Raw genomic sequence first — 11,090 nt, forward strand, 5'->3', positions numbered from 1 at the left:
CCCCCCCGCCCCCCCCGCCCCCCCCCCCCCCCCCCCGCGCCGCCCCCCGGCTCGCGGGGGCCCCCCCCCCCCACGGCCTGAACGCGAAGGCGTGCAGGAGGTCGTACCGCTCGAGGATCCGCGGCCAGCCGGCACGGTCCGACACCGACCCGCACGCTTTCGCCGACGGCCTGCTCGATGCCAGCGCCGCACCACCACGCGGGTGCGATCATGAATCGGTGACATTTGATCTCGGCCAGGTCACCGACAGCACGGCGTGGACGTCCCCGGACGCCACGTCCTTCACCCCTCCGTACCTGACGACGTACGCGTACGACGGGCCGTTCGCGGACGGCCTTCCCGCGTTCGATGTGAGCCATGACGAGACATCGCTGATCTACGCCACGAACTGGGGCTTCACCTGCACGATGCCCGGTGTCGAGGTGCGCCGGGACATCGAGATCGCCGTCCCGATGGGTCACACGCAGCTGCACACCCTGGAGAAGCGTGCCGTGGTGGCCGCGGGCGGCGCGGTGGTGCGAATCTGGCCTGCGGCGTATCCGTCGGACAGGGATCAGGCCTGGCGGCTCATCGTGCCGCAGACCGCCGAACAGCGGTTCCGCAACGAGGAGGCCACCCCGGGCATCCAGGCCGGGGTCGCCGCCGCCGTGGATCTCGCCGCCCGGCTGGGCAGCCCGGTGCTGCTGGCCCGGCAGGTGGACAACCGCTACTGGCATTGACAGGTGAAGGGCGACTCCCGCTCTGATGAAAAAGGCGCAACGGATGTACGACGCGAAGCAGTTCACGATCGCCCTGAGGCAGCCGCGGTGAGCCGCGTGGTCTGGCTGCTCGACGTCGACGGCGTCCTCAACGCCACCCGGCCCGGCTGGGGCGCGGCGCCCCGCAGCGGCACCGCGTACGGCGACGGCCACCCGTACCGGCTGCGCTGGTCATCAGCGCTGATCACCCGCATCCGGGCCCTGCACGACACGGGAACCGTCACCGTACGTTGGTGCTCCACCTGGTGCGCCGACGCCGACCAGATCGAGCGCCTGTTCGCCCTGCCACGGCTGGAACGAGCCTGGACCGACCCGATCAGCCACAGCGCGGCACCCGCGGCCAAACTCGCCGCCGCCCGCGCCGTCCTGGACCAAGGCCACCGGTTGATCTGGACCGACGACGACGCCGTGCCCACCAGCGGACCGGTGCACGACGAACTCCTCGCGACCGGGCGAGCCCTGTTGATCGCCCCTCTACCCAACCGGGGCCTGCAACCCGAGCACCTCGACGCGATCGAGGCCTTCGTCTCCGCATCACCCGGGCCGGGCACCGCGGGCACCGGCCCGCATGCCGCGGAGATCGCCCGCCGCCTGCTCGGCGACACCACATGACCTCCAGCCCCTAAGCCTACTTAACCTATAGGTGATAGGGTGAACTCGAACCGAGGAGGGTGTCGATGGATCTGCAACTCGCCGGCAAGAGGGCCCTGGTGACCGGGGGCAGCCGCGGGATCGGACTGCGTATCGCGCGGTCGCTGCTCGCCGAGGGCGCCGACGTGGCGATCGCCGCGCGCGACGGTGAGCGGCTGGCCAAGGTCGCCGCCGAGCTGGCGGCGGCGGGTCATCCCGGGCGGATCGTCACCGCGCAGCTCGACACCGGCGACGACGCGTCCGTGCGGGCCGGAGTGCGGCGGGTCCGCGAGCAGCTCGGCGGCATCGACATCCTGGTCAACAACGCGGCGGTGCCCGGCGGCGGGCCGGGCGGACCGGTCACCCCGTCGCAGACCACCGACCAGCAGTTCGTCGACGCGGTCAACGTCAAGGTGCTGGGCTATCTGCGCACCGCCCGGGCAGTGGCGCCCGACCTGATCGCCCAGGGCTGGGGCCGGATCATCAACATCTCCGGGCTGGCCGCCCGGCTCAGCGGCGACTTCGTGGCGACCGCCCGCAACATCGGCGTGGCCGCACTCACCAAGAACCTCGCCGACGAGCTCGGCCGGCACGGCATCAACGTCACGGTCGTGCACCCGGGCGCCACCGTCACCGAGCGCACTCCCGCGCTGATCGCGGCCGCCGCCGAGCAGTGGGGCGTCACCCTCGAGGAGGCCGAACGACGCCGCGCCGAGCGGACCGCGATCGGCCGCGAGGTGACCGCCGAGGAGGTCGCCGACGTGGTGACGTTCCTCGCCTCGCCGCGCAGCGTCGCCATCACCGGCGACGCTGTCACGGTCGGCGGCGGCCTGGTCGGCCCCATCCACTACTGAACCCGCGCCAACGCCCGGTGGTGTGCTCAGGGCTTGTATCCCACCGCGACGAACTCCGACACGACCTCGGTGATGCCGGGGTGTTGCGGGTCGGGCCGCCAGGCGGTGCAGGTGACGACGCCGGGGTCCAGCAGATCGAGTCCGGTGAAGAACCCGCGGATCTCGTCGATGGTGCGCGTCCTGATCGGAGCGGCCCCGCTCTCGTTCCACTGCCGCATCGACTCTTCGACGGCCGGCCCGTTGACCACCGTGGTCGGATGGGAGATCAGCAGATAGCTGCCGGACGGCACGGCGTCGACGAACTGGTCGACCACCGCGTGGGCCTCGGCGTCGTCGATGACGAAGTTGATGATGCCGGACAGCACGACGGCGGTGGGCCGCGTGAAGTCCAGTGTGGCGGCGGCGGATTCCAGGATGGCCCGCGGATCACGGACGTCGGCCTCGATGTAGTTCGTGGCGCCCTGCGGACTGCTGGTCAGCAGCGCTCGGGCGTGGGCCAGCACCAGCGGGTCATTGTCGACATACACGATGCGTGCCTCGGGAGCGACCGACTGGGCCACCTCGTGAGTGTTGTCGGCCGTGGGAAGCCCCGTGCCGACGTCCAGAAACTGGCGGATCCGCCCCTCGCCGGCCAGAAACCGCACGGCCCTGCCGAGGAACTGCCGGTTCGCCCGAGCCGACAGCACGAGTTCGGGCATCAACTTGACGGCGTAGTCGGCTGCCTCACGATCCACCGCGAAGTTGTCCTTGCCGCCGAGCAGGTAGTTCCAGACCCGTGCCGAGTGCGGCACGGTCGTGTTGATCTGCGGAGGACCGTCGGGTCCCGTGGTGGCCGCACTCTCCGTCATCGCGCATTCCTTCCGCACCCGGCGTCTACAAAGAACTCGCCCATCATCGCCGTTGACGGCGCCCATGGACGGCCCCGGCCCGAAAGAATCAACTTCCACTGATGCCAATCGAGCGGCCCCATCGAAAGCTCGACTTTCGAACCCCCAAAGACAAACCCTTCGGTACGGGCGATCGGCGCTCACGTGGCGTGCCGGCGGTATGGGTCATTGCTGGTAGTGGACCTCTACACTGCCGACCGTGGCTCAACCGCCGAGGTCTCGAACGTTTCTCCGGATCTTCTTCACGCTCGGTCTGTCACTCGCGCTGACCGGCCTGGCCGGCTCCACCTGGTCGAACCTGGACGACGCCCGCGGCGCCGACGCGGACGCGGACGTGATGCGCGTCGACAGCAGCGGCACCAAACGGATGCTGACCGTCCGCTTCACCACGGCCGAAGGGCAGGTCTGCGAGGACTACCTCCGGTCCAGGCGCGCCGAGCAAACGAGGGTTCGGGTCGGCGATGTCGTCCGGATTCACCACCCGAAGCGATACCCCTGCAACAACGTCCGGGAGGCAGGCAACGCGAACCGGTGGCTATCCACGGTTGTCGCAGCCGTGCTGGCCATCGTTTTCGGGATCGGCTGCTTCACCGCCTGGGGGCCGCCGATCACGATGCCGCCGCAACGTTATGCCGACGCGCCCTAGCCGCGATCGAGAACCCTGAACCGGCCGCCGATGCGCCGCAGCCCATCCTCGAACACCACCCCGCAGAAGGATAGGCGAGCGGCGGCTGGGCTACGGTGATCGCCTTGATCAGCTACTCATCGTGACTGAGCCCCACCCGGGCGCGTCCGTTCCGGACCGTCCGGATGAATACCGGCGGGCGTCGGATATCGTGGATGATCATGAGCGATCTCGTTGAGGCATCCGAAAAACTCGATGCGGGTGACCTGAACGGTGCCATCCGCGCGCTGCTGACCGCTGCGGCCGGCGCCCCGGCCACCGAACTGGCGGCGCTCCTGGCCCGCGCCGGGCGCCTGGCCGACTTCGACGACCTGGCCGAGGCCGCCGACGCGGTGGTCGCCGCTCCCGGCGACGCTGGACTCCTGTACCGATTGGGCTGGGCCTGCATCGAACGCGGCGTCTCCCGGATCGCCATCCCGTTGCTGGAGGCAGCTCTGGATGCGGCGCCGGGCCACCGCGGGATCGTGACCGAACTGGTCGCCGCCTACGAGGACGACTATCGCTACGGCGATGCCGTCGCCGTCCTCGAGGCCAACGACGCCGGCCTGCAGGACTGGCCGGACCGGTATCTGCTCGCCTTCAACAGCGTCATGTCCGGCGATCTCGACCGGGCCCGTCAGGCCGCCGCCCGCCTCACCCCACCACCCCATGACTGGGGTCACGCACACCACCGCCTGTCCGGCATGCTGGAGCGCGCCGCGGCCGTACCGGGCCCGCTCGACCAGCAGGCGCTCCGCTCCTGGCACTATGTGCTGAACGGCGGCATCCTGCTGCACCTCTCCCCGTACGGCTTCGACGAGCCGATGCGCGGCCGCTACGCCTACCTGCACGACAGCCTGGCCGCTCTGCGCCGTACGATCGACCGCTTCCGGATCGTGCTCGAGGCCGCCGGCTCGTCCGTGTCGAGCGTCAGCCTGCTGCCCGACCGGGGAAGCTCGATCTTCGGCATTGCGCTGGCCTCCGCCCTGGACCTACCCGCCCAGCCGTACGACCCCGACCGTCGCGACACGATCATCGCCGCCTACGACCTGTCCGCTCTCGCCGAGCCCCTGCCGACCCTGGCCGAGCGCGCGCCGGGCGCACTGCTCGTGGAACACGCCACGTCGTGGACGGCCCCGGGCCGGCTCGCTCCGGACGCGACCGGGCTGCTCTACCAGTCGCTGGTGTCCGCGTGGGACGAGCGCACGCGCTTCACAGCCGGCGGCGAGCCGGAGCAGATCCCAGCGGACGACCGCCCCGCCGAGGCGCTGGCCGCCGCCGTCTTGAAGACCGCCCCCGACGAGGACGAGGTGGCCCCGGGCGACACCTCGGCGGACCTCACCGCTTTCACCGCCGCGCTCGCGGGCCGGTGGCCGCTCACCGCCCGCCGCGACCGCCTGTGGTCTCCAGGCCCGGTACCGAGCGCACGCTTCCTCTGAGCCTGCTCAGCCTCCGACTGCACTGTCGCCCCGGAAAGGCGGAGAATTCGGTGGAATGCTGTGGTTAGCCGCACGGCATGATCAACGAGTTGACGCAGGCGGCCTGATGACCGCGGAGCAGATCGGCGAGGCCGGCTGGATAGAGCGGGCTATCGGCGTTGAAGCTACCCAGCGACCGCCACATGACCTTGGTGCCCGCGTCGTCGAGGATCTCGCCAACGACATCCCGCTCGTAGACGGCCTGGTCGGCGAGCCGGCAGTCAAAGACGAAAGCGATCTCGTGCCCGTCTCGGCCGAATCCGTGAAAGATGTTTTCCAGCACGCCCAGGCAACGTACGTCGACGAGCTCGACGTCAAGCTCCTCGCGCAGTTCGCGACGTACGGCCGCCTCGGCCGTCTCACCGAAGTCGATGCCCCCACCCAGGGGCCGGTAGAAGGTTTGGTCCTTCGTGGGGTCGTGATACTCGAAGACGAGCAAGTCCTCACCGCGACGTGGCACGGCCAGGGCAATCGGGCGGATTGACGACATCCGTCGAAGCTATCTGGGCGCCAGGCAAGCCGAAACCTCGATTCGCCCGGACCACAGCAAGCCCTACACCGGGTGCTCGCCCGATGTGGACGCCAACGAGGGACTGGCCTTCAAATCAAGACCACCCACACAAACCCGAGTAGTCGCACAAGCGTCCTATCGGCTGCTCACGACATGTGGCTACCAAACCCGGTCTGCGGCACGACAGGACGTTGCGGGCCGAAGGGGATTTGAACCCCTGGTGGGGCATGGCACGCCAGTGGCCCCACGCGCATCCAAGCCGCCGTGCGTACCCGTCTGCCGGCCCGTCGGCGCTGCAATAACCCGGCTCTGCCACCGGCCCGCCGCAGTATCACCGCAACCGTGTAGTCCCCGCATCCGGTTTACCTCGGCGCCCGGAGCGCCATCGGCGGCAGTCGAGCGCACGGCTCACGACGAATTCGTGACTCGCAGCCCTTTCCCTTCGGGATTCCCGTCACTCCCGAGCGATGCCAGCAGGCGCAGCCCGTCTTCGGTGGCGCTTCCCGATATCGCCGACAGTACTATCAGCTCCATGCCTGATTCGTTCGGCAGGGCGAAGTTCTCCTGGTGTAGTTCCAGCAGTCCGACTAGCGGATGCCGGTAGGCCTTGCGCCCGTGTGTGCGTGCACGCACGTCCGCGCGGGCCCAGAGACGGCGGAAGCGCCCGCTGCCTATCGCTAGTTCGCCGATGAGCGACGCCAACTGTGGATCATCGGGATATTTGCCGGCCGCCAGACGAAGGTGCCCGACCACGTCGAGAGTGCACTTCTCCCAGTCCGCGTAAAGCCCTCGCTCGGCTTCCTCGAGAAAGATGTGCCGGGCGGTGTTCAAGCCCGGCATCTGCTGGCCGTAGAGGAGCCCGGCAAGGCGATTGCCGGCGACCACGTCCAGCCGGTGGTTCATGATGAGAGCGGGCGCGTCGATGACCAGGTCGAGCACGCGCAGGAGCTCCGCCCGCAGGCTACCGCTGGGCGACTTGGCACGGCGGCGTTGCCGGGCGAGCCGGTACAGGTGCCCGCGTTCGGTCTCGTCGAGCTCGAGGACGCGAGCGAGCGCGTCGAGAACCTGTTCCGAGGGTTGGGTGGCGCGGCCCTGTTCCAGGCGCACGTAGTAGTCGACGCTGACCCCGGACAGATGGGCGACTTCTTCGCGACGCAACCCTTCGACCCGGCGGCGGCTGTCGGTGGGGATGCCGGCGGCGGACGGGTCGACCCGCGATCGCCGGGTACGCAGGAAGCCCGCGAGATCGTCCATGTCCACCAGTATGGCTTCGGCGGCGCGCGTGAGGGTGGCCCTGCCAGTCCCAGGAAGTCCGGTCCGACGGAAGAGGCGCCCCTGAATGGCGCGGCCACGGACGTCGAGTATCGGTGCCGACATACTTCGTCGAAGGGATCGGCCATGAAGGCCCTCATCGTCTACGCCCATCCGGAGCCGCGTTCGCTGAACGGCGCGCTGAAGGATCTTGCAGTGTCCACTCTCGAGGCGGCCGGGCACGAGGTGCGGGTGAGCGACCTGTACGCGATGAACTGGAAGGCCGTGGTGGACGCGGCGGACTTCGGCGGGCACGCCACGAGCCCGCTGCGGGTGATACCCAGTTCGGGTGGGGCGTACGACGCCGGCACCCTCACGCCCGACGTGACGGCCGAGCAGGAGAAGCTGCTGTGGGCCGACACCATCATTTTCCAGTTCCCGATGTGGTGGTACACGATGCCGGCCATCCTCAAGGGCTGGGTGGACCGGGTGTTCTCCTTCCATTTCGCGTACGGCGTGGGAGTGCACGACGAGACCCGCTACGGCGAGCGTTTCGGCGAGGGAACCCTGCACGGGCGGCGGGCGATCCTGTCGGTGACCGTCGGAGGGCCCGAGTCGCACTACACCGATCGGGGGATCAACGGCCCCATCGAGGACCTGCTGTTCCCGATCCACCACGGGATCCTCTACTACCCGGGCATCGATGTGCTGCCGCCGTTTGTGCTGTACGGCACTGACAACATCACCGAGGGCGGATTCGGAGACGCCGCGAAGAAGTGGAAGGAGCGGCTGCTGTCGCTGGAGACAGCCGAGCCGATCGCGTTCCGGCGCCAGAACTTCGGCGACTACGAGATTCCGTCACTACGGCTGAAGGAGGGCCTGGAGCTTCCGGGCCGTAAGGGATTCAGCCTGCACGTGGCAGATGGCAACCGGTAAGGATAGACACCCGACGACCGGCTCGGGTGGCAACGCTTGAATGCGAATCGGTCGTGAGTTGTTCGCGCGGCATCCGCGCCGATGCAACTCACGACCGATGACGCCATTGAACATCGGGATGGTCAGAACGTGTACGGGGTGTCGTACTCCGGAATCAGAATGCGAGCCCGCGGCGACGACGCCCGGATCTCTTCGACGAACGCCCGCAGCCGGGCGGCGTTGGCGGATCCGACCGGCGGAGGGTTCGTCAACGGCGACTCGAAGTCGTCCCAGTGCACCGGGATGACGACCTCCGGGTGCCCGAGTGCGGCGAGCAGCCGGGGAACGTACGCGTGGGTGGCGGCCCCGCTCGTCATCGCGATCATCGCCACGTCCGGCCGCAGCCCGCTCAGGTGGCGTTCGACGAAGTCGCTCGCGCCCATCAGGAACACCGACGGGCCGTCGGTGACGCGGATCTGGTAGGCGAGGGTGTCGCCTTCGGGCAGGTCGGCGATGGTCGCCGGCGCCCGGCTCGGCACCTCGGTCCGGACACCGGGGAACGCCATGGAGTAGGCGGCGTTGCGGCTGTGCAGCGCGGCCACCACCTCGACCGTGTAGTCGCCGAAGGCGAGCACCTCGCCGCCTTTGACCGGGCTCAGCTGTCCGGCCGGAACACCCAGGGCCAAACCCAGGTGGTAGGCGGTGAGCGTGCCGAGAACGCGGGCGCCGGCCGACGTCGCCAGGTGCGGCACGTCGTTGAAGTGGTCCCAGTGGGTGTGGGTGACCAGGATCGTCTCCGGGGTGCCGAGGCGGGCGGCGGCGATCGCGGCGGTGTCGACACGCAACGGGGTCGCCGGGTCGAAAGCGCCGGTGGACAGGCCGGTCGGGAAGCGGCTCAGGTAGGGGTCGATCAGGATGGTGCGGCCGGCGACCTCGATGTGCCAGCCGGAGGTGCCGAGCCAGCGGAACGTGGCGGTCCGCCGGCGTGACCGGGGCGCGGCCGCGGCGGGGACGGCCGGCAGCGAGGCGAGGGCGGTTCCGGCGGCGGCGCCGCGCAGGAAACCGCGACGGCCGAACGGCATTCTGGTCATGGTGGTTCCTTCCGGGCGGTGACGGAGCCCGATCAGGAGATCAACCCGGTTCCGGCGCCGTCCAAAATCGACCGGGTGAACGGCTCATATCCGGTTCGATATGAGCGCTGGCCGGGCACGCGGCGCCGCCGAGCCGGGGTGGCACAGGTCACTCGTCGCGCAGGCGCCGGACCGCGTCCGCGGCGGCCCGGCCCAGCATCAGGTCCACGTCGAGGCGGGTGGTGGCCAGGTTCCGGGTGCGGACGAACACGGCCAGGGCGTACCGGCCGCCGTCGGGGTATTCGGCGACCCCCGCCTCCATGTGCAGGCCGGGCAGTGTCCCGGTCTTGCCGGACACCCGTACCCCCGCCGGGAACGCCGCCGCGAGACGCGTCCAGAACATCTGCCGCGCCATCAGCGCGCGCACCGTCGCGCAGGCGCCGGCGGGGCCCGCGGTGTCCTGCCAGATCATCCGCAGCAGCCGGGTGATCTCCTCCGGGGTGCTGGCGGTCGTCTGCTCGGGGTCGTAGATCCGCAGGCGCCGGACCTGGTCGTCGGTGAGGGTGGGGAAGATGCGGGCGAACGCGGTGTCGTCGTCGGCGCCCACGTCGGCGAACATCGACGACAGCTGGTCGCGTGGCCCGCCGGTCACCCGGGTCCGGGTCAGGCCGAGCTCGTCGGCGAGCAGCGGCACCAGGTCGGGGCCGACCCGCCGCATCAGCGCGTCGGCCGCGGTGTTGTCGCTGACCGACATGGTGAAGTAGGCCAGGTCCCGCAGCGACAGCTCGACGTCGTCGGCGCAGCCGCCGGTCCCCCAGCCGCCGAGCCGGTCGCCGGGTCCGAGCAGGACCCGCTCGGCCGGGTCGAGGACACCGGCGGCGACCTGGCGGGCGTACTCGAGCACCAGCAGGATCTTGAAGATGGAGCCGATCACCACCGGCTCGCCGGACCGGTGGCCGGTGCACCGGCCGGAGTCGATGTCGCGGGCGTGCAGCCAGTACTCGGCGTCCCCGGAGACCGTCGGAAGCTGTGACACCGGCCCACCATAGGGTGCAGTGTCGTGGATCTGTTCCGGCACCTGCGGTATTTCCTGGTCGTCGCGGAGGAGCTGCACTTCGGCCGGGCCGCGGAGGTGCTGGGCATCGCGCAGCCGCCGCTGAGTCAGGCCATGCGCCGGCTGGAGCGGGACCTCGGTGTGACGCTGTTCGACCGGCTGCCGCGCGGCACCACACTGACCACCGCCGGTGAGGTGCTCGCCGATCAGGCACGGCAGCTGCTGGCCGCGGAACAGCGGATGCGCACGTTGATGCGGGCCGTCCGGGACGGCGCGATCGGGACCCTGCGTGCCGGGGTGCTGCCGGGCACCCCGGCCCCGGTGCTCGGCGAGCTGCTCGACCGGCTGTCGGACCAGACGCCGGGCCTCGACGTCGACCTTCAGGAGCTGACGACCGCGGAGCAACTCGACTCGCTGGCGGCGGCCCGGCTGGACGTCGGTGTGGTGGAGCATCCCGTCGACCTGGTCGACCTGCACTGTGGACGCGTCGTCCGTACCCCGCTGGGTGTGGTTTTGCCCCGGGTGTCGCCGCTGGCCCGCGCCGCGGAGGTGGATCTCGCCGAGCTCGCCGGCCAGGGATTGGTGATCTTCCCGCGGGCCACCGCCCCGGACTGGTACGACCGGATCCTGGCGGCGGCCGGCGAGCGGGGGTTCCCGGCCGCCCGGATCCGGCACGCCCGCAGCCCGCAGATGCTCTGCGCTCTGGTCGTCGCCGGTCACGGCGTCGCCCTGGAGCGGCAGGCGACGGTCCGGCGCGAGCCGCGGGTGGTGTGGCGGCCGCTGGCCGGCGCTCCGCTGTGGCAGGAGGTCTCCGCGGTGTGGCCCCGGCAGGCGCCGCACCCGGCGGCGGCCCGGTTCGCCGCTCTCGCCACGCAATTGCTGTCCGGCCCACCGGCGGCCACGACGGCGCCCGGCCCCGAAACGCCGGCTCCCTGGTCGGTGGTGTTTGACGTCGCCCGCGGCGCTCGTGGCCGATCGGCTGTGGCGGGCGCGCCGGGCGGCACACCACAGTGAAGCG

The 11,090-nt window shown here is 70.3% G+C and carries 12 protein-coding genes and 1 pseudogene; 7 read left to right on the forward strand and 6 right to left on the reverse strand.

Annotated elements, in window-relative coordinates; translation table 11 throughout:
• Positions 1-218: 218 nt before the first annotated feature.
• From J5X75_RS28750 to J5X75_RS28760, 3 genes are all read left to right on the forward strand, one after another.
• Positions 219-719: a hypothetical protein gene (locus J5X75_RS28750; RefSeq protein ID WP_208470647.1), complete on the forward strand. Its 501-nt coding sequence runs from the start codon at positions 219-221 to the stop codon at positions 717-719.
• Between the two features lie 87 nt (positions 720-806).
• The gene (locus J5X75_RS28755; RefSeq protein ID WP_208470648.1) at positions 807-1,370 is read left to right on the forward strand and encodes a hypothetical protein; all 564 of its coding nucleotides are present in this window, start codon (positions 807-809) and stop codon (positions 1,368-1,370) included.
• A gap of 65 nt (positions 1,371-1,435) precedes the next feature.
• A complete protein-coding gene (locus tag J5X75_RS28760) occupies positions 1,436-2,242 on the forward strand; it encodes an SDR family NAD(P)-dependent oxidoreductase (protein WP_208470649.1) in 807 nt (268 codons plus the stop codon).
• A 26-nt stretch (positions 2,243-2,268) separates the two neighbouring features.
• Here the strand turns inward: J5X75_RS28760 and J5X75_RS28765 are convergent, their stop codons facing one another.
• A complete protein-coding gene (locus tag J5X75_RS28765) occupies positions 2,269-3,090 on the reverse strand; it encodes an SAM-dependent methyltransferase (protein ID WP_208470650.1) in 822 nt (273 codons plus the stop codon).
• Between the two features lie 238 nt (positions 3,091-3,328).
• Between J5X75_RS28765 and J5X75_RS28770 the strand changes: the two genes are divergently transcribed.
• Complete coding sequence (locus tag J5X75_RS28770; RefSeq protein ID WP_208470651.1) at positions 3,329-3,775, forward strand: DUF3592 domain-containing protein; 447 nt, start codon at positions 3,329-3,331, stop codon at positions 3,773-3,775.
• Between the two features lie 200 nt (positions 3,776-3,975).
• Positions 3,976-5,232: a tetratricopeptide repeat protein gene (locus J5X75_RS28775; protein WP_208470652.1), complete on the forward strand. Its 1,257-nt coding sequence runs from the start codon at positions 3,976-3,978 to the stop codon at positions 5,230-5,232.
• A gap of 64 nt (positions 5,233-5,296) precedes the next feature.
• Here J5X75_RS28775 and J5X75_RS28780 read toward each other — a convergent pair whose 3' ends face one another.
• From J5X75_RS28780 to J5X75_RS28790, 3 genes and pseudogenes are all read right to left on the reverse strand, one after another.
• Positions 5,297-5,761, reverse strand: coding sequence for an NUDIX hydrolase (locus J5X75_RS28780; RefSeq protein WP_208470653.1), 465 nt, complete (start codon positions 5,759-5,761; stop codon positions 5,297-5,299).
• A 215-nt stretch (positions 5,762-5,976) separates the two neighbouring features.
• Positions 5,977-6,104 (reverse strand): annotated as a pseudogene (locus J5X75_RS28785).
• 86 nt (positions 6,105-6,190) lie between these two features.
• Positions 6,191-7,036 carry a helix-turn-helix transcriptional regulator gene (locus J5X75_RS28790; protein ID WP_208470654.1) on the reverse strand — a complete coding sequence of 282 codons (846 nt, stop codon included), beginning with the start codon at positions 7,034-7,036 and terminating at the stop codon, positions 6,191-6,193.
• A 144-nt stretch (positions 7,037-7,180) separates the two neighbouring features.
• On the opposite strand from J5X75_RS28790, the gene J5X75_RS28795 reads away from it, so the two are divergent.
• Positions 7,181-7,969: an NAD(P)H-dependent oxidoreductase gene (locus J5X75_RS28795; RefSeq protein WP_208470655.1), complete on the forward strand. Its 789-nt coding sequence runs from the start codon at positions 7,181-7,183 to the stop codon at positions 7,967-7,969.
• Positions 7,970-8,091: 122 nt separating this feature from the next.
• On the opposite strand, the gene J5X75_RS28800 is transcribed toward J5X75_RS28795, so the two are convergent.
• Positions 8,092-9,039 carry an MBL fold metallo-hydrolase gene (locus J5X75_RS28800; protein ID WP_208470656.1) on the reverse strand — a complete coding sequence of 316 codons (948 nt, stop codon included), beginning with the start codon at positions 9,037-9,039 and terminating at the stop codon, positions 8,092-8,094.
• 148 nt (positions 9,040-9,187) lie between these two features.
• Complete coding sequence (locus tag J5X75_RS28805; RefSeq protein WP_208470657.1) at positions 9,188-10,054, reverse strand: serine hydrolase; 867 nt, start codon at positions 10,052-10,054, stop codon at positions 9,188-9,190.
• 24 nt (positions 10,055-10,078) lie between these two features.
• On the opposite strand from J5X75_RS28805, the gene J5X75_RS28810 reads away from it, so the two are divergent.
• Positions 10,079-11,086 (forward strand): LysR family transcriptional regulator, encoded by a 1,008-nt coding sequence (locus J5X75_RS28810; protein ID WP_208470658.1) that lies wholly within the window; start codon positions 10,079-10,081, stop codon positions 11,084-11,086.
• The last annotated feature ends 4 nt before the right edge of the window (positions 11,087-11,090 follow it).

It is taken from the genome of Actinoplanes flavus (assembly GCF_017592555.1).
GTDB classification, from domain to species: Bacteria; Actinomycetota; Actinomycetes; order Mycobacteriales; family Micromonosporaceae; genus Actinoplanes; species Actinoplanes flavus.

Coding starts and splice junctions, on each gene's coding strand:
- J5X75_RS28800 (WP_208470656.1), bottom strand. CDS start 9,039: ATGACCAGAATGCCGTTCGGCCGTCGCGGTTTCCTGCGCGGCGCCGCC.
- J5X75_RS28790 (WP_208470654.1), bottom strand. CDS start 7,036: ATGGACGATCTCGCGGGCTTCCTGCGTACCCGGCGATCGCGGGTCGAC.
- J5X75_RS28780 (WP_208470653.1), bottom strand. CDS start 5,761: ATGTCGTCAATCCGCCCGATTGCCCTGGCCGTGCCACGTCGCGGTGAG.
- J5X75_RS28765 (WP_208470650.1), bottom strand. CDS start 3,090: ATGACGGAGAGTGCGGCCACCACGGGACCCGACGGTCCTCCGCAGATC.
- J5X75_RS28760 (WP_208470649.1), top strand. CDS start 1,436: ATGGATCTGCAACTCGCCGGCAAGAGGGCCCTGGTGACCGGGGGCAGC.
- J5X75_RS28775 (WP_208470652.1), top strand. CDS start 3,976: ATGAGCGATCTCGTTGAGGCATCCGAAAAACTCGATGCGGGTGACCTG.
- J5X75_RS28795 (WP_208470655.1), top strand. CDS start 7,181: ATGAAGGCCCTCATCGTCTACGCCCATCCGGAGCCGCGTTCGCTGAAC.